15 protein-coding genes and 1 pseudogene are annotated in these 16,780 nt (G+C 67.1%); 3 read left to right on the top strand and 13 right to left on the bottom strand.

Translation table 11 applies throughout. The annotated features are described in order from the left end of the window. Window positions 1-44: 44 nt before the first annotated feature. Both FHR19_RS15375 and FHR19_RS15370 read right to left on the bottom strand, forming a co-directional pair. The gene (locus FHR19_RS15375) at window positions 45-218 is read right to left on the bottom strand and encodes a hypothetical protein (protein ID WP_184030287.1); all 174 of its coding nucleotides are present in this window, start codon (window positions 216-218) and stop codon (window positions 45-47) included. Beyond that, on the bottom strand, window positions 218-1,198 hold the full coding sequence (locus FHR19_RS15370; protein WP_246359570.1) for a threonine ammonia-lyase: 981 nt from the start codon (window positions 1,196-1,198) through the stop codon (window positions 218-220). The genes FHR19_RS15375 and FHR19_RS15370 overlap by 1 nt, the downstream gene beginning before the upstream one ends. 158 nt (window positions 1,199-1,356) lie before the next feature. Here FHR19_RS15370 and FHR19_RS15365 point away from each other — a divergent pair, with 158 nt between their 5' ends. Next, window positions 1,357-2,559, top strand: a complete 1,203-nt coding sequence (locus FHR19_RS15365) for a type III PLP-dependent enzyme (protein ID WP_246359569.1) — start codon at window positions 1,357-1,359, stop codon at window positions 2,557-2,559. A 63-nt stretch (window positions 2,560-2,622) separates the two neighbouring features. Here the strand turns inward: FHR19_RS15365 and FHR19_RS15360 are convergent, their stop codons facing one another. The 3 genes from FHR19_RS15360 to FHR19_RS15350 all read right to left on the bottom strand — a co-directional run bounded on the left by FHR19_RS15360 (window position 2,623) and on the right by FHR19_RS15350 (window position 6,010). Beyond that, window positions 2,623-3,438 (bottom strand): hypothetical protein, encoded by an 816-nt coding sequence (locus FHR19_RS15360; RefSeq protein ID WP_184030281.1) that lies wholly within the window; start codon window positions 3,436-3,438, stop codon window positions 2,623-2,625. Window positions 3,439-3,484: 46 nt separating this feature from the next. Then, window positions 3,485-4,657, bottom strand: coding sequence for a carboxynorspermidine decarboxylase (locus tag FHR19_RS15355; RefSeq protein ID WP_184030481.1), 1,173 nt, complete (start codon window positions 4,655-4,657; stop codon window positions 3,485-3,487). Between the two features lie 147 nt (window positions 4,658-4,804). Next, entirely contained in the window at window positions 4,805-6,010 is a 1,206-nt protein-coding gene (locus FHR19_RS15350) for a saccharopine dehydrogenase C-terminal domain-containing protein (protein WP_184030279.1), read from the bottom strand. 112 nt (window positions 6,011-6,122) lie between these two features. Here FHR19_RS15350 and FHR19_RS15345 point away from each other — a divergent pair, with 112 nt between their 5' ends. Next, window positions 6,123-7,094 (top strand): alpha/beta hydrolase, encoded by a 972-nt coding sequence (locus tag FHR19_RS15345; protein ID WP_246359568.1) that lies wholly within the window; start codon window positions 6,123-6,125, stop codon window positions 7,092-7,094. A 118-nt stretch (window positions 7,095-7,212) separates the two neighbouring features. On the opposite strand, the gene FHR19_RS15340 is transcribed toward FHR19_RS15345, so the two are convergent. The 6 genes from FHR19_RS15340 to FHR19_RS15315 all read right to left on the bottom strand — a co-directional run bounded on the left by FHR19_RS15340 (window position 7,213) and on the right by FHR19_RS15315 (window position 13,589). Further along, window positions 7,213-7,542: a hypothetical protein gene (locus FHR19_RS15340; RefSeq protein WP_184030277.1), complete on the bottom strand. Its 330-nt coding sequence runs from the start codon at window positions 7,540-7,542 to the stop codon at window positions 7,213-7,215. Between the two features lie 26 nt (window positions 7,543-7,568). Further along, on the bottom strand, window positions 7,569-9,089 hold the full coding sequence (locus tag FHR19_RS15335; protein WP_246359567.1) for a L,D-transpeptidase family protein: 1,521 nt from the start codon (window positions 9,087-9,089) through the stop codon (window positions 7,569-7,571). 386 nt (window positions 9,090-9,475) lie between these two features. Then, on the bottom strand, window positions 9,476-9,850 hold the full coding sequence (rplL, locus tag FHR19_RS15330; protein WP_184030271.1) for a 50S ribosomal protein L7/L12: 375 nt from the start codon (window positions 9,848-9,850) through the stop codon (window positions 9,476-9,478). 56 nt (window positions 9,851-9,906) lie between these two features. After that, a complete protein-coding gene (gene rplJ / locus FHR19_RS15325) occupies window positions 9,907-10,422 on the bottom strand; it encodes a 50S ribosomal protein L10 (protein ID WP_184030269.1) in 516 nt (171 codons plus the stop codon). Between the two features lie 394 nt (window positions 10,423-10,816). Continuing rightward, on the bottom strand, window positions 10,817-12,580 hold the full coding sequence (locus FHR19_RS15320) for a M14 family metallopeptidase (RefSeq protein ID WP_184030266.1): 1,764 nt from the start codon (window positions 12,578-12,580) through the stop codon (window positions 10,817-10,819). Between the two features lie 277 nt (window positions 12,581-12,857). Continuing rightward, window positions 12,858-13,589 (bottom strand): prepilin peptidase, encoded by a 732-nt coding sequence (locus FHR19_RS15315; protein WP_184030263.1) that lies wholly within the window; start codon window positions 13,587-13,589, stop codon window positions 12,858-12,860. Window positions 13,590-13,685: 96 nt separating this feature from the next. Here FHR19_RS15315 and FHR19_RS15310 point away from each other — a divergent pair, with 96 nt between their 5' ends. Next, on the top strand, window positions 13,686-14,870 hold the full coding sequence (locus FHR19_RS15310) for an acetyl-CoA C-acyltransferase (RefSeq protein WP_184030259.1): 1,185 nt from the start codon (window positions 13,686-13,688) through the stop codon (window positions 14,868-14,870). Between the two features lie 4 nt (window positions 14,871-14,874). Here the strand turns inward: FHR19_RS15310 and FHR19_RS17765 are convergent, their stop codons facing one another. Both FHR19_RS17765 and FHR19_RS18010 read right to left on the bottom strand, forming a co-directional pair. Further along, on the bottom strand, window positions 14,875-15,423 hold the full coding sequence (locus tag FHR19_RS17765; protein ID WP_246359579.1) for a restriction endonuclease: 549 nt from the start codon (window positions 15,421-15,423) through the stop codon (window positions 14,875-14,877). A 96-nt stretch (window positions 15,424-15,519) separates the two neighbouring features. Beyond that, a pseudogene (locus FHR19_RS18010) lies at window positions 15,520-16,586 on the bottom strand (DNA methyltransferase); the annotation flags it as partial. Window positions 16,587-16,780 lie beyond the last annotated feature (194 nt).

Below are 16,780 nucleotides of genomic sequence, written 5' to 3'. Positions count from 1 at the left end.
CGGATCAAGTCCGGGGTGACGGCTCTCGAATGTAGTGTCCCGACCTAAACCGTCCAGATCAGCACGTTGGCGAGCGTGACGAGCGCCGCCAGCGCCATCAGCACCGGCTTCTGCCGCTCGCCGCGGCGCCACAGGACAATGGCGCCGATCAGCAGCGCAAAGACGCCGAGCATCGCGATCCCGAGCAGCGTCGAGACGGTGGCGGTGGGCGCGGGCATCAGGCGGGCTCCCCCACGAACACCGCCTCGCCGGCCAGCACGCGGGCGTAATCCTCGGGGTCGGTATTGCCGCCCGACAGCATCACCAGCGTCCCCGGCATCGGCTCGACCCTGCGCGACAGCAACGCGGCGAGCGCCACCGCGCCGCCGGGCTCGACCACCAGCCTAAGCTTTGCCGCGGCCCAACGTTGCGCGGCGCGCACCTCCGCCTCGCTCACCGCCACGCCGTGCGCGTCGCGGCGCGCCAGCACCTCGAACGTCCGTTCGCTCACCCGCATCGTCTGGAGCGAGTCGCACGCGGTCGGCGGCGCATCGTCACCGACTGGCTCGATCCATCCGGCCTTCAGGCTCCGCGCCATGTCGTCCCAGCCGACCGGCTCCGCCGTCACGACCGCGGCCTCGGGCAGCGCGAGCGCGAGGCCCGCGGCCAGCCCGCCGCCGCCGCAGGGCGCTACCACCCGCCCAATGGGGCCGAAGCCCTGCGCCTCGGCCTGACGCGCCGCCTCGATCCCAGCACTTCCCTGCCCCTCGATGATCCAGGGGTCGTCGAAGCTCGGCACCAGCACCGCGCCGCGCGCATGGGCGAGGTAAGCGGCGATCTTCTCACGGCTTTCGGTCCGGCGATCGTAGCTCACCACTTCACCGCCCATGGCGAGCGTCGCGTCCCGTTTCACCTTGGGCGCGTCCGCCGGCATCACGATAACGCAGGGCATGCCCAATGCTCTCGCCGCCCACGCCACGCCCTGTGCATGGTTGCCCGAGGAAAAGGCGACGACCCCGCGCGCCCTGTCCTCCGCTGCGATCGCGGTCAGCCGGTGCCAGGCCCCGCGCAGCTTGAACGCGCCCATCGGCTGCAGACATTCCGCCTTGAACGCAACGACTTGCCCGTGAATGTCGGCGGTCAGCAGCGGGGTCGGCGGCACCACCGCGGCGATCTTGGCGGCGGCGTCGCGGACGCCAGCGCGAGTGGGTTGTCGCATAAACGTCACAAATCGTCCCATCGCCCAAAAAGCTGCGCAGAATCGCTTTACACCCAGGGGTGTGGACCCTATGTGCGCCCTCCGCTGCCCCATGGGACTTCCAACCGCAAGGCAGCTTTTTTCACCGTATGCCGAAAGGCAATTGGAGGTCCCTTGAATTGGCCAAGCATCATCGCGCGCTGGGGGTAGCTCACACCCTTCGACCGGTTCAGCCGGTAACGCTGGTTCGTCCGCACGCTGCGGCTCGTGCGGCTCGGTTCTTCGTCGAGAAGTTCCCGGGTCGGACGCTTTATGCCGTCAAGGCGAACCCGTCGCCCGACCTTCTCCAGATTCTCTGGGACAACGGCGTCACGCATTACGACGTGGCCTCGATCGGCGAAGTGCGCCTCGTCGCGCGCACGCTGCCCGAGTCGACGCTCTGCTTCATGCACCCGGTCAAGGCCGAGGAGGCGATCGCCGAGGCGTATTTCACGCACGGCGTCCGCACCTTCTCGCTCGACACGATCGAGGAGCTTGAGAAGATCGTCCGCGCCACCAAGGGTGCCGACGACCTGACGCTGTGCGTGCGCATCCGCGTGTCGTCGGAGCTGTCGAAGCTCAGCCTTGCGTCGAAGTTCGGCGCGGGTCCGGGCGAGACCAAGGCGCTGCTGTTCGCCGCACGCCAGGCGGCCGACACGCTCGGCATCTGCTTCCATGTCGGCAGCCAGGCGATGTCGCCCGATGCCTATGCTCAAGCGATGGAACGCGTCCGCATGGCGATCGTCGAGGCGGCGGTGACGGTCGACGTCATCGACGTGGGCGGCGGCTTCCCCTCGGCCTATCCGGGGATGGAGCCCCCGCCGTTGGAGCGTTATTTCGAGACGATCCACCGTGCGTTCGAGAGCCTGCCGATCAGCTATTCGGCCGAGCTCTGGGCCGAGCCCGGCCGTGCGTTGTGCGCCGAGTACAGCTCGCTGATCGTGCGCGTCGAGAAGCGCCGCGGTGACGAGCTCTACATCAACGACGGTGCCTACGGCGCGCTGTTCGACGCGGCGCACGTCGCGTGGCGCTTCCCGGTGACGCTGCTGCGCGCCGAGGAAAGCCGGGCGAAGGACGTCGCGTTCAGCTTCTACGGGCCGACCTGCGACGATCTCGACCATATGGCCGGGCCGTTCGACCTGCCAGCCGACGTCGATACCGGCGACTATATCGAGGTCGGGATGCTCGGTGCCTATGGCTCGGCGATGCGCACGGCCTTCAACGGTTTCGGCACCGATGAGACCATCGAGGTCTCGGACGAGCCGATGGCGACGCTATACGCCGGCCTCGAGGACGACGCCGACAGCGGCAACGTCGTACGGTTGGGCGCACGGCGCGGCTGATTGTAATCACCAGTGTAGGAGGGGCGGTGGAGGCATCATGCTTCCGCCGCCCTTTTCGTATCTTCAGGCTTGAGGTTGGTCGCGCATCAGTGCGTCGATCGCCGCGACGGCCGCCTGTGGACGGGGCACGCCATGAAGGTCCAGCTCCCGCACGCGCCGCCCGCGCCTTGTCGTCACCGTCACCCAGCCGCGTCGCTCGTCACCCTCGACGATCCCGGCTCCGATCAGTTCGCTCCCCCACAGTTCTCGTCCGACCCGGCCCCTTCGATCGGTCCACATGATCCGGCGGTCGGTGATCGCCATGCGGTCTAGCGCGAGCCGCATCACCTCGCCGCCGTATATCACGATGATGCCGATCACCGAAAAGCCGCCGAGCATCAGTACGATGAACGTGCCGAACGCGCCTTCACTCGTACTTTCCGCTGTCGACCAGCCGCGCCAGAGCGACACGACACACAGCAGCGCGACCGCCGCCGTTACGGCGATCCCCATCCAGTGAAGGCGACCGAGAGCCCGGATCCCCTGGTGGCCCTCCCACCGGATCGTCTCGCCCGCTTCCAGTGAAAGGTCGATCGACGCGGGTCGCGCAGCAATCGAAAACAGATAGAGGCCGAAGGCGAGCCGCCAGCCCAGAAGAGCGATCGCCGGCAACAGGACAGCCGCGGCCCCGACCTCAAAGTACCATAGGGAAACCGAGCGCGATGATCCGCCGGGCCATTTGATCCAGGCGACCCCGTCGTCCGAGGTGAAAACGAAGACGAGCATGGCGCATAGCGCCGCCAGCAGGGCGAACATGACAACCATCCCGAGTATCGATGTCGCGCGCTTCATTTGAAGCCGCTGCAGCATCACGTCACGAGAGGTCTTGCCGTCACTCATTGCTATGAATTGCCGTAGAACGCGGAGGCCGGTAATTGTCTAAGGCTTAGGACAACCGATCCCGGAACGTCTCCCACCCGAATTCGCGCACCATTTCCAGGCTGTCGTCGCGCGAGTCCCATAGCGCAATCGCCGGCAGGGGCACGCCGTTGAAAGTAGTCGTCTTGACCATCGAATAATGCGCCTGATCGAGGAAGGCGATGCGCGTGCCGGGCTCGGGACGCTCGGCGAAACGATAGTCGCCGAGGATGTCGCCCGCTAGGCAGGAGGGGCCGCCGAGCCGCACCGGCACGCCGCCTTCCACCTCGCCCAGCATCGCCGGGCGATAGGGCGCTTCGATCACATCGGGCATGTGGCAGGTGGCAGAAATGTCGACGATTCCGACGGGCATCCCGTTGTCGAGCACGTCGAGCACCTCGCCTACAAGGATACCGGCGTCGAAAGCGATCGCCTCGCCGGGCTCCAGATAGACCTCAAGGCCGGTGTCGGCCTTCACCGCCTTCAGGAAATCGACCAGATCGTCGCGCTGATAGTCGCTGCGGGTGATGTGATGCCCGCCGCCGAAGTTCAGCCATTTGAGCTGGCCGAGATACGGCTCGATCCGCGGGCGCAGCGCTTCCCACGTCCGGCGGAGCGGCGGGAAGTCCTGTTCGCACAGCGTGTGGAAATGAAGGCCGCTCACCCCCTCCATGTCCGCCGCGGTCAGCTGGTCGGCGGGGTGGCCAAGGCGCGAATGCGGCTGGGCGGGGTCGTATTTGGGCACCTCCCCCTCGGCATGCATGGGGTTGAGGCGCAGGCCCACGTCGAACGACGCGCCGCCGTGCCGCGCGGCGGCGAGCAGATCGGCGAAGCGGCGATGCTGGCCGGGCGAGTTGAAGATGATGTGGTCGGACAGCGTCGCCACCTCGACCATGTCGCCCGCCTTGTAGCCCGCGCAGAAGGTCGCGACCTCGCCTTTATAGTGCTCGGCGGCAAGGCGCGCTTCCCATAGGCCCGAGGTGGCGGTGCCGTCGAGATAGCGCCCGACCAGATCGCCCAGCGACCACATCGAGAATGCCTTGAGCGCAAGCAATACCTTCACCCCCGCGTGGTCGCGGACGTCGGCGAGGATCGACAGGTTGCGCTCGATCGCCGCCTTGTCGACGACGAAGCAGGGGCTCGGCACGCGGCCGAGGTCGAAGCGGGCAAAGGCGCCCGCCCCGCCCGACTTGGTCGTCATCGGCGAGGCGGCGCAGGTGTCGTCGGGCTTCATGTCGTCATACTCGTCATGCCGGACTTGTTCCGGCATCCACCGCCCCGCACGAGCTGCGGGCGGCGGCGCCTGCGGAACGGTGGACCCCGGAACAAGTCCGGGGTGACGCCTGGATCAGAACTTCAACGGCTCGGGCAGTTCCTTGACCTGCCAGGGCAGGCCGTGCGCGTTCAGCATGTCCATAAAGGGATCGGGATCGAACTCTTCCATGTTGAACACGCCCGTGCCGCGCCACTGGCCGTTCAGCATCAGCGCGGCGCCGATCATCGCGGGCACGCCGGTGGTATAGCTTACCGCCTGGTTGCCGGTCTCGGCATAGGCGTCCTCGTGGTCGCAGACATTGTAGACATAGACGGTCTTCTCCGCCCCGTCCTTCGTCCCCGTCGCGATGTCGCCGATGTTGGTCTTGCCCTTGGTCGTCTCGCCGAGCGTCGAGGGTTCGGGGAGCACCGCCTTCAGGAACTGGAGCGGGATGATCTCGCGCCCCTCGTACATCACCGGCTCGATCGAGGTCATGCCGACGTTCTGGAGCACGCGCAGGTGCGTCAGATACTGCTCGCCGAACGTCATCCAGAAGCGCGCGCGCTTGATCTCGGGGATGTGCTTGACGAGGCTTTCGAGCTCCTCGTGGTACATCAGGTACATGTTCTTCGCGCCGACCTGGTCGAAGATGAACACCTGACGCTCCGACAGCGCGGGTGTCTCGACCCAATCGCCGTTCTCCCAGTGACGCGCGGGCGCGGTCACTTCGCGGATGTTGATCTCGGGGTTGAAGTTGGTCGCGAAATGCTGGCCGTGATCGCCGCCATTGCAATCGAGGATGTCCAGCGTCGCGATCGTGTCGAGCAGATGCTTCTTGATGTAGGTCGCGAACACGCTGGTAACGCCGGGGTCGAAGCCCGAGCCCAACAGCGCCATCAGACCGGCTTCCTTGAAGCGGTCCTGATACGCCCATTGCCAGCCATATTCGAACTTGGCCTCGTCACGCGGCTCGTAATTGGCGGTGTCGAGATAATCGACGCCGGTCTTGAGGCACGCCTCCATCAGATTGAGGTCCTGATAGGGGAGCGCGAGGTTGACGACGAGCTTGGGCTTCACCTGATCGATCAGGAGCGCGGTCGCGTCCACGTCGTCGGCGTCCACCTCGGCGGTCGCGATCTCGACGCCGAAACGCTCCTGAACCGACTTGGCGATCGCGTCGCACTTGAACCTGCGGCGGCTGGCGAGCGTCACCTTGCCGAACAGGCCGGGGTTCTTCGCCATCTTATGCACCGCGACCGACGAAACGCCGCCCGCACCGATCACCAGAACGTCTTTCACATCGTCGCCTTTCGCGCGAGTAAGGGGATGGCGGTCCCATATGGGACCCGGCCACCGGATGCAAAGCCTCGCGCTTCAGTATGAAGCGGCGATGACAATTGAGGGGATGACGATGGACCGACGCACGATGCTGGGCATGACCGCCGCGGGTCTGGTCGCGGCCGGGACCGCCCGGGCACAGACCGGGCCCGACCGACCGAGCGACCTGCCCTGGCCCCCGCGCGAAACGTTCGACCTGTGGCCGGGCAAGGCACCGGGGACGCCGGCAAAGCTCCCCACCCTCGTCCGCTACGGCCCCGACGGGCGCGAATTGTGGCTGCGCGGGATCGCGAAGCCCACCCTGTCGGTCTATCGCCCCGCCAATCCCAACGGCATCGGCATCCTTTCGATCCCCGGCGGCGGATACCAGTTCGTGTCGGTCGAGAATGAGGGGCACAATGTCGCCAAGGTGCTGAACCCGCTCGGCTTCACGGTCTTCGCGCTGGTCTATCGCCTGCCGGGTGAGGGCTGGGCGAACCGCGCCGACGTGCCGCTTCAGGATGCGCAGCGCGCGATGCGGATCATCCGTACGCGGGCCGCCGAGTTCGGGATCGACCCGAAGAAGCTCGGCATCCTCGGCTTTTCGGCAGGCGGGCACCTCGCCGCGTCGCTGTCGACGGCGTATAACGATCCCGTTTACGAGCCCGTCGATGCGACCGACCGCGCCTGGACGCGGCCCGATTTCTCGGGGCTGGTCTATCCGGTGACGACGCTGGCGGAATCGGGATCGCCCAGCCGGTCGCGCGCCAACCTGCTCGGCCCCTCGCCGATGAACGAGGCGACGGCGCGCTACGATGCAGTACGCCGCGTCGATGCCGGCACGCCGCCGCTGTTCCTGCTGCACGCCGCCGACGATCCGATCGTGCCGCTGGAGATGAGCACCGCGATGATCGCCGCGGCGCGCACCGCCGGCGTGTCGGTGGCGGCGCATTTCTATGACAAGGGCGGCCATGGCTTCGGCATGGCGCTCGATCCGAAGCACCCGGCGCATGGCTGGGGGGCGCTCTACGCCAGCTGGGCGATGCGGATGGCGAACGGGGGGTGATTTAGAAGAAGTAGCGGGATCCCGGCTCAAGGCCGGGATGACGTGGTTTGAGAGGTTCGCCCTCCAAAAGCACCTTCACCCCGGACTTGATCCGGGGTCCCGCTTCTTCTTCTCGACCTTACTGCTTCTCTTCGACCGGGACCGGCGTTTCCTCGTCAGTCGGACGCTGCTCGTCGCGCGTGACGCGCGCGGTCATCCCCGTCGCTTCGGCATCGTCGATCATCTGCTGATCCTCGGCCACCTTAGGCGGCGGGGCGGCGTCGAAGGTCGGCTCGGGCGAGGGCGTCGCGACCGGCTCGGGCGTCGCGCTCGGCAGCGGCTCGGGCGTCGGCATCGCCTCGGTCAGGTTGGCGTCCGGCCCCTCGGGCGCGGGCACCTCGGGCTCACCCGAACAGGCCGCCAGCGCGAGCGGCAGAAGCATGAGGGCCGGGCGAATCTTGAGGCGCATCAAGGACAGTCTCCAGTCAGGGGTCATCAGCGCGACGCGACCTGCGTCTGCACGGCCGAGCGGTTCTCGATCTTGTCGGCGAGCTTTGCATCCCAGCCATAGGGATCGTCGCGGAAGTTGATCTGCCCGTTCCCGCTGGCGAACGCGGTCCAGTAGAGCAGATAGACCGCGACCGGCGTATTGAGCCGCGCGCGAACCGTCTTGGTCGAGGTGGTGGTCAGCTCGTCGATCGCCGCCTCGTTCCATTCGGGCACGTCGCGCAGCAGCCGCTTGGCCAGCGCATTGGGCTTTTCGAGGCGGATGCAGCCATGGCTGGCGAGCCGGTCGAAGCGCGAGAAGCCGCCCTTGGCGGGCGTGTCGTGCAAATAGACCGCGAACGGATTGTCGAAGTCGAACTTGAACCGGCCGAGCGCGCTGGTGTCGCCCGACGCCTGCTGAAGCCGCGCGTCCGGCCCCTCGCCGATCACGCGAAAGCCATTGGCTTTCAGATAGCCCATGCCCTTGGGAAACAGCTCGCGCTTGGCGATGCCGGCGGGCACGTTCCACGGCGGGTTGAGCACGACCGAATGGATGCTGGACGACAGCATCGGCGTCTCGCCGCCGCCAGGCTTGCCGGTCACCGCTTTCATCGACATGACCGGCTGGTCGCCCTCGAACACCGTCATGACGGCGGCGGCGATGTTCACCTGAATGCGGTCCTTGGGCAGTTCGCTCGGCAGCCAGCGCCAGCGTTCCATATTTGCCATGATCTGGCGTACGCGGGTGGCGACGGGCACGTTGAGCGCGGCGAGCGTGCCGGTCGAGACGACGCCGGTCGGGTTGAGGCCATAGCGGCGCTGGGCACGCTGGACCGCGGTGCGCAGCCCCTCGTCATAGGTTGCGCCGGTGGCCGAAACCGCGCTGTCCTCGATCGCCAGCCGTTCGCGCAGCGCGGCGACGCGCGCGCCCTTGGCGCCCATCCCCATGTCGGGACCGGCGGGGATCGCCTTCCACCCGCCCTTCGCCGCGATACCGCGATAGGTGGCCAGGCCCTTGCGAAGCCCCTCATACCCCGCCCAGGGCGGCGGCAGTTCGGCGAACCACTGGCCGAGGCGATCGGCCTGCACCGCCTGCACGAACGAGGGATAGGGATCATAGGGCTGTGGCCGCAGCGCCCAGTCCGCCTGGAAATCCGCCGTGTCCAGTCGCCCGGCGCGCACGGCATGGGCGTGGTCGAGCGCGGCGCGCACCAGCGCGTCGTTGTCGGCGGGCGCGGGCGCCGCCCGGCCCGAAAAGCGCAGGCCCTGCTCGTTGGTATCCTTGCCGAGCAACTGGGCAAGAAGCGCCGCCTGCTCGCCGGACAGCTTGGGGAGCGGGCGCTGCGCGGCGGGCGACGGCACGGGAACGGTCGGCACCTGGATGCGCGGGGCGGCGGGGGCCGCGGGCGCGTCCTGCGTCTCGGGCACGATATCGGCCGGCAGCAGCGACTGCTGCGCCTGCGCCGTGCCGGCGAGCATCGTCGCCGTACCCAGAACCATCCCGAACCGCTTCATCTTGTCGCCAGCCATCAACCCGCCTCGCATCGGCGCCGGTACGCGCGCCTGTCCCGCCCCACATAGCGGCCCCGGCCGTCCCCCGCAAAGGCGAACCCGGGCCGGGCGGTGCATTTCTTGCAGGCACCCGGCGGAAATACGCACGTCACCTCGGACTTGATCCGAGATCCCGGTTCTTCGTCGCAAGGGTTGAAAGAAGTGAAGAAGCGGGACCCCGGATCAAGTCCGGGGTGACGAGGTTGGTTTGGAGAGGTCCCGTCCAATAACGTCATCCCGAGCCTGACCCGGGGTCCCGCTTCTTCCTTCTTCCCTCCGTCCGCGAAACGAAAAAGGGCGGCCCGTTGCCGGACCGCCCCTTCCCTGTCTCGACGCATCCGTGGATGCGGGCGAGCCGTTCGAGATTACTTGACCTCGACGGTCGCGCCGGCTTCCTCGAGCTGCTTCTTGATCTTCTCGGCCTCGTCCTTCGACACGCCTTCCTTGACGGCCTTCGGCGCGCCCTCGACCAGGGCCTTGGCTTCGGTCAGGCCGAGCGAGGTGATCGCGCGGACTTCCTTGATGACGTTGATCTTCTTGCCACCGTCGCCGGTGAGGATCACGTCGAACTCGGTCTTCTCTTCGACCGGGGCAGCGGCGGCGCCGCCACCGGCGGGCGCAGCGGCAACGGCCGCAGCGGCCGAAACGCCCCACTTCTCTTCGAGCATCTTCGAGAGCTCGGCGGCCTCGAGGACGGTCAGTTCGCTCAGCGACTCAACGAGCGCGTTCAGGTCAGCCATGGTAAACTCCAATTTTGAATGGGTTGAATGTGGTCAGTGTCCGAACCGCCCGAAATTCAGGCGGCGTCCTTTTCCGCATAGGCGCTGAGCACGCGGGCGATCTGCGCCGCCGGTGCCTGCGTAATGGTGGCGAGCTTGGTCGCGGGCGCCTGCACCAGGCCAATGAGCTTGGCGCGCAGTTCGTCCAGCGACGGCAGCGACGCCAGCGCCTTGATGCCTTCCGCGTCGAGCACCTGCTTGCCCATCGCGCCGCCGACGATCTCGAGCTTGTCGTTCGTCTTGGCGAAATCCGACGCGACCTTGGCGGCCGCGACCGGATCGGTCGAGGTGGCGAGTGCGACGGGACCGGTCAGCAGGTCGGAAATCCCTGCGTACTCGGTGCCCTCGAGCGCGATCTTGGCAAGGCGGTTCTTGCTGACCTTGTAGCTCGCACCGGCTTCGCGCATCTTGTTCCGGAGCTGCGTCGACTGGGCGACGGTAAGCCCCAGGTTGCGGGTGACGACCACCACGGCAACCTCGTTGAAGGTGCGGTTCAGCTCGGCAACGGCTTCGGTCTTTTGCGAACGATCCATGCCGGTCTCCTCACAATGGACCCCATCGGGGTCCGGTTACGTCGAGGATCGGGCGGCTGCCCGGTCCCCTCGTCCAAGGGGGCATGGTCGTCATGGCCGGACACTGCCCGGCGGCTGACCCGATCCGCGAACGGAGCGGCAGAAACACATTCCCCGTCTCGGCAGGATATTAAGACGGGCGAACCCCATCCCCTGCTGTCTCGGACGGACGCCGTGTCCCCAAATTGGGCACCCGGCGAAGCGCGGGCCATTAGCGGATCGTGATCGAGAGTCAACCCAAACCGATACGTCACCCCGGACTTGTTCCGGGGTCCACGTTGCCACATGCCCGGCAGCGGTAGCTCAAGCCGAGACGTGGACCCCGGAACAAGTCCGGGGTGACGGAGGTGATCTTCTAGCGAACCTCGCGGCCGACCGGATACAAAAGGTAGCGGTCGTCATAATAAGGCGTCCGCTCGTAGAACCAGGCCAGCCGCGCCTGTCCGTCGGCCGCGAACTTCGGATCGGCGGCCAGCTTCGCCTCGAACGCGGCCTTGAGCTTCGGATCCTTCGCCAGCATCGCGTCGGCGAGCGGAGCGATGGCGTACCCCTCGATATATTCGGTCCGCATGAGCATCGCGGGCGTCAGGTTCCAGGCCACCGCCCCGTCCGCACTCTCGGGCTCCAGCAGCGCTGCGGCGACGAGGGCGAGCGGCTGGTCGGCGGTCACGCGCACCGAGCCCGCCGGCATCGTCACGCGGCGGCGCTCGTGCACGATCCGGCCCGACAACGGCACCCGCCCCTCGTTCGCCGCCGCCAGCTTCGGGTCGAGCACGCGTGCCATGTCGAGGTCGATCTCGCGCGGCTTGTCGATCATCTCCATTTTCAGGCCCTGAAGCCCGGCGACCTTCTGGATCGCGGTCGCGCTTGCCGGAATCCACCACGCGCGGGGCAGTGTGACCTTCGCGGCGGGCGACTGGCCCATCACCGGCACCTGCATCGTCACCGGCCGCCCGGTCCAGCGCACCTCGTCTCGGCCCGAGGCGGGGGAGCGGTACGTCTCCTGCGCGATGCCCTTGAACGCCATCGTGAACAGGGGCTTTGGATCGTCCTTCCACTCGGTGACCATCGTCGTCGGCCGCGCGGCGCGATCGGCGGCGATCGCCTTTCGAAGCGCCGCCGCCTCGTCGCCCGCGGTCCTGAGCGCCGTCTCGATGAAGACATAGGTGCCGAGCACGCGGCGGCGGTAGTTCTTCAGGCTGTGCGTTTCGAGCAGCACCGTCGGCACGCGCGCCACGTCGCCCCAGCCGGTCGAGAAGCGCGGGGCATCGGCATTGTGCGCGATGCCCTTGCCCAGCGCGCGGTTGTCGAGCGCATCGATATAGAGTGACGGCAGATGCCCCGCCGCAGTCAGCTCGCGGTCGAACGCCGGGCGCAGCCGCGTGTCAAGCCAGCGCCCGATCGCCGGGCTCGCGGCATATCGTCCGTAAAGCCCGTTGAAATCGTAGGTAATGTCATACTGGTAATCGACGCCGTCGGTGACATGTAGGTCGAGGTACAGCACCGGGTCGAGCCGGCGGATCAGCCCGAGCATCGCCTGCATCTCGGGCGCGTCGGCCTTCAGGTAATCGCGGTTGAGATTGAGGTTCTGCGCGGTCGTGCGCCACCCCTGCACCATCGGCCCCCGCTGGTTCGGGCGACTGTAGCGCGAGGCGCGCTCATGCCCGTCGACGTTGAAGATCGGGACGAGCACGAGATCGGCCTTGTCGAGCAGCGCCGCCTTGCCGCCGAACGCGATGTCGCGGAGCAGCATCAGGCCGGCGTCCTTGCCGTCGATCTCGCCGGCATGGATGCCCGCCTGTGCCAGCACGACGGGCTTGCCCGGCCCCTTGCTCGCGCGGATGAAGAACAGGTCGCGCCCCTCCGGACTGCGCCCGAACACCTCGAGCTTCAGGAGCGGCGAGGCGGCAACCAGCTTCTCGGCAAATGCGCGCGTCGCAGCGTAATCGGGCGTGCGGTCGAAGTTTGCTGCCTCCGCCGGCGTGATCCAGCGGCTGCCGGGCCGGGCGACCAGCGCCTCGCTCGCCCCCCGCCACGGCATCTCGGGCGGGAGCGGCGCCATGTCCTGTGCGGCGGCGGGGATGGCAATCAGGGCGGCGAGGGTCAGGAGCGAGCGCATGCGAGGGGCATAGCCGCGCCGGCCGCCCGCGCAAATGGCTCGCCGCAAGCGTCCCATCTTTCGACGGGCTTGCTCAATTAAGGGGATGGCGGGTCGCACAAAATCGGCGAAGACTGCCGTTCGTCCAGCAAGCGGGTTTAGCTCCCTTTCATCCGCTCGGTTGGGCGCAAAGCCGCGTATCGGTTAATGATCCGTTCGGATTTTCGCGATATAGCGGCCAAGTGGCGGGCGCGATCCAACGGACAGCAAACCCGGATCGCGCCCGCTTTTTTGCGCGCTAGGCCAGCGCCGCCCCCACCCAGAACAGCCAAGCCGCCGCCGCCAGCAGCGTGCCGAGCGGCAATCGCGAATCGCCGCGCATCCGCGTCGCGACCGCCCAGGCGAGCCCGATGACGCACGCCGCCAGCAGCACGCCGGGCAGCGCTCGCCAGCCGAGCCACAGGCCGATCGCGCCAAAGAGCTTGGGGTCGCCCCCGCCCAGCCCCATCCGCCCGCGCACCCGGCGATAGAGCGCGGCGACCAGCCACAGCACGCCGAACCCCGCGGCCCCGCCGATCAGCCGCTCGGTCCATGACGGCGGCAGGCCGATCGCGCCGCTCGCCAGACCCGCCAGTGCGAGCGCCGCGACCATCCGGTTCGGCAGCCAGAGGGCGGCAAAGTCGATCGCGCCGAGCGCGAGCAGCAGCCAGCCGAGGACCGCCCCCGCCACACCCTCGATCCCCGGCGCGACCGCCCCGGCGACGATCCCGATTGCGAGGCCGAGCGCCTCGATGACGACATGCGAGCGCCCGATCCGCGCCCCGCAATGCCGGCAACGCCCGCGCTGGATCAGGAAGCTGAGCAGCGGCACCAGTTCCCGCGCTCGCAATTCGACCCCGCACGCGTCGCAGCGCGACCGCCCGTTCGCGCGCCCCCCCGCCGGCCAGCGGATCGCGATCACCGCGATGAAGCTGCCGAACACCGCACCCAATACACCGAGCAGCACGGGCCAGAGGAGCGGCGGAACCATCTCCCGCCCCTACCCGTTCCGCCCCGCGCTCGCCAAGGTTTCAATCGCGATCATTCGGCCCTAGATCGCGGGCAAAGCAAATCCCGGAGAGCCCCTATGTCCGCTGATCCCGTCGTCATCGCCAGCTATGCCCGCACGCCGATGGGCAGCTTCCAGGGCTGCCTGACCGGCGCAACCGCAACGCAGCTCGGCGCCGCGGCGGTCGGCGCGGCTGTCGAGCGTGCGGGGCTGAAGGGCGAGGCAATCGAGCGCATCTACATGGGCTGCGTCCTGCCCGCCGGGCTCGGGCAGGCGCCCGCGCGTCAGGCGGCGCTGGATGCCGGCCTGCCGCAACATGTCGAGGCAACGACGGTCAACAAGATGTGCGGATCGGGGATGCAGGCTGCGATCATGGCGGCCGAGGCATTGGCGGCGGGCAGCGCCGACTGGATCGTCGCGGGCGGGATGGAGAGCATGACCAACGCCCCCTATCTGTCGCTGCGCCATCGTAGCGGCGCGCGGATCGGCCACGACGTGCTCAAGGACCACATGTATCTCGACGGGCTGGAGGACGCGTACGAGCCCGGCCGCCTGATGGGCAGCTTCGCCGAGGAGACCGCCGCCGAGTACCAGTTCACCCGCGCCGCGCAGGACGCTTTCGCGATCCAGAGCCTCGAGCGCGCGCAGAAGGCGCAGCAATCGGGCGCGTTCGATCGCGAGATCGTGCCGGTGGAGATCAAGACCCGCAAGGGCGTGGATACCGTCCGCCTCGACGAGCAGCCCGCGCGCGGCGACGTCGCCAAGATTCCGACCCTCAAGCCCGCCTTTTCCAAGGACGGGACGATCACCGCCGCCAACGCCTCGTCGATCAGCGACGGGGCCGCGGCGCTGGTGATGACGCGCGCGTCGCTCGCGGAGAAGTTCGGGCTGACCCCCGTCGCGCGCGTCGTCTCGACCGCCGCGCATGCGCACGCGCCGGCGCTCTTCACGACGGCGCCCGTCTTCGCGATGCAGAAGGCGCTGGAAAAGGCCGGCTGGCAGACCGGCGACGTCGACCTGTTCGAGGTGAACGAGGCGTTCGCCGTCGTCGCGATGATCGCGATGCGCGACCTGTCGATCGGCCACGACGTGCTCAATGTCCATGGCGGCGCCTGTGCGCTCGGCCATCCGATCGGCGCATCGGGCGCGCGGGTCCTCGCGACCCTTCTCTCGGCGCTCCAGACCCACGGCCAGAAGCGCGGCCTCGCCTCGCTCTGCATCGGCGGGGGCGAGGCGACGGCGATGGCGGTGGAGCTGATCTGAGCGCCTAGAACAGGCTTGGTTGTTGCCGCGAAACCGCCTCGCGCGGGGCGCGGCGATAGCCCGCCTGACGGTCGAGCAGCGGCAGTTTCGGGATCCGACCGGCGAATACATCATCGAGCGTGAGGATTTGGATGCGCGGATAGCTTTCGTTCGTGATCGGATCGGTCCAGATGCCCGCCGCGGCCGCCTCGCGCGCCATGTCGCGCGAGGGCGCCGCGACGGAGACGAAAATGCCGATGTCGGCTTTCTCGCGTTCCAGGACGCCGCACAGATCGCGCACCATGGCGACCCCGACATTCCGCCCGGTCTTGACGGAGATGATCGCCGCCGCGGTGCCGGCTCTCCCGGCGCCAACCGCATTCCACGTGTAGTAGATATAGCCGTCGATTCCGCGATCGGCCCCCTTCCGCCCCCCGCGATAAGGCTGACCCCCGATTTTCTGCGTGATCCAGTATTGGAATTGATGAGGCTCGACGGCGGCAAGATGGCGAGCGTCGTCGAGGCCGCTTGGTTCGCCGATGATATTGAAGTTGATGTCCGGGAACGCATTCATCAACCGACGCTGGATCAGGCCGATCGACAGATAGGTTATGTCGATCCCAACCCAGTGCCGCCCCAGCTTTTGTGCGGCATGGACCGCTGTGCCGCATCCGCAGAACGGGTCGAGCACGACATCGCCTGGATTGGATGAGGCCGCGACGATGCGTTCGAGGAGGGCGATCGGCTTTTGCGTCGGATAGCCAAGTCGCTCCCGGCCGGAGACTGGCGGCAGGTCGTCCCAATCGTTCTGGAGCGGCACGCCAAGCTGTTCGTCGAGGTAGCGCTTGTATTCGGGCATTCCTGACGATGCGTAGACGAGCCGGCCTTCCCGGGCGAAGCGGGTCATGTTGGCGCGGGAAAACGCCCAGAAGCGTCCTTTGTAGGGTGGTACCTGTCGATACTCCCAGCCGTCTTTCGGCGTCTCGAACTCTGCGTCGATGTCGGCTTCCCACCCGCCGCCCACCAGACGTTTGACTGGCCATCCATAGGATACATCGCCGCCCGGCTTGGCGGCGGTCAGGTCGCCCCGGCGATAGCGGCGACCTTCGGGATCGATGTGGCGGTAGGCGCTGTCGGCATAACTGTCATCGTAGGCCGTATACTGCCAGTTCCACGTCCATTCGTTACCCTTGGTGTGGAACAGAATGGTGTCGCGGATATTGCCGTACTGAGCGCGGCCTTGGCGCGCGTCGTTGTGCGCGAACGATCGCCGCCAACTGATTTCCGAGCGAAAGTTCGGGGGCCAAACAGGCCGTCCAGCAAGAGGTTCAGATAGTGGCTCGCCGTGGGATCGCAGTGGAGATACAGGCTGCCCGTCGGCTTGAGGACGCGGTGAAGCTCGATCAGGCGGACCGCCATCATCGCCAGATAGGCCATCATGTCGTTCTGGCCGAGGAAGCCCTGTATCGATCGCAGCAGTTCGGCGATATCCGACCGACCGCTTTGGATCACCTCATGATAGGCGTTGGCCGCTTCCGTCCCATAACGCCAAGTATCCTCGAACGCCTCGATCTGGCCGTCGGCGGCGGCTCCAGTCGGCGACCTGAATAAGATGTTGTAGTTAGCGTTCGAATTGAACGGGGGATCGAGATAAACCAGATCGACAGACTCGTCAGCGACATAGTCCCGCAAGATCGATAGATTGTCGCCATAAAATAGCTGGTTGAGCGACACCATCGACCTACCCCGCTTTTGATAGAGAGGCCGGAACTTTACATCTTCAAAATGAGAACATATATCGAACTTCATCCGATTCGGCTCTTACTGTTGAACGTGTGGTCATCCTCGGACGTTCGCCAAAGCCGCACGACCTCAACTTCCACCTGATCGGTTGGATCTGCCGTCTCACGACAGAATGCCAAGGTTTCCGA

Origin of the sequence: Sphingomonas yantingensis (assembly GCF_014199325.1) — a bacterium.
Lineage (GTDB): Bacteria > Pseudomonadota > Alphaproteobacteria > Sphingomonadales > Sphingomonadaceae > Sphingomonas > Sphingomonas yantingensis.
The sequence above is the reverse complement of the archived record's forward strand: the minus strand, read 5'-3'. Positions and strand labels throughout refer to the sequence as shown.

Coding starts and splice junctions, on each gene's coding strand:
- FHR19_RS15375 (WP_184030287.1), bottom strand. CDS start 218: ATGCCCGCGCCCACCGCCACCGTCTCGACGCTGCTCGGGATCGCGATG.
- FHR19_RS15370 (WP_246359570.1), bottom strand. CDS start 1,198: ATGCGACAACCCACTCGCGCTGGCGTCCGCGACGCCGCCGCCAAGATC.
- FHR19_RS15360 (WP_184030281.1), bottom strand. CDS start 3,438: ATGAGTGACGGCAAGACCTCTCGTGACGTGATGCTGCAGCGGCTTCAA.
- FHR19_RS15355 (WP_184030481.1), bottom strand. CDS start 4,657: ATGACGACCAAGTCGGGCGGGGCGGGCGCCTTTGCCCGCTTCGACCTC.
- FHR19_RS15345 (WP_246359568.1), top strand. CDS start 6,123: ATGGACCGACGCACGATGCTGGGCATGACCGCCGCGGGTCTGGTCGCG.
- FHR19_RS15340 (WP_184030277.1), bottom strand. CDS start 7,542: ATGCGCCTCAAGATTCGCCCGGCCCTCATGCTTCTGCCGCTCGCGCTG.
- FHR19_RS15335 (WP_246359567.1), bottom strand. CDS start 9,089: ATGGCTGGCGACAAGATGAAGCGGTTCGGGATGGTTCTGGGTACGGCG.
- rplL (WP_184030271.1), bottom strand. CDS start 9,850: ATGGCTGACCTGAACGCGCTCGTTGAGTCGCTGAGCGAACTGACCGTC.
- rplJ (WP_184030269.1), bottom strand. CDS start 10,422: ATGGATCGTTCGCAAAAGACCGAAGCCGTTGCCGAGCTGAACCGCACC.
- FHR19_RS15320 (WP_184030266.1), bottom strand. CDS start 12,580: ATGCGCTCGCTCCTGACCCTCGCCGCCCTGATTGCCATCCCCGCCGCC.
- FHR19_RS15315 (WP_184030263.1), bottom strand. CDS start 13,589: ATGGTTCCGCCGCTCCTCTGGCCCGTGCTGCTCGGTGTATTGGGTGCG.
- FHR19_RS15310 (WP_184030259.1), top strand. CDS start 13,686: ATGTCCGCTGATCCCGTCGTCATCGCCAGCTATGCCCGCACGCCGATG.
- FHR19_RS17765 (WP_246359579.1), bottom strand. CDS start 15,423: ATGAATGCGTTCCCGGACATCAACTTCAATATCATCGGCGAACCAAGC.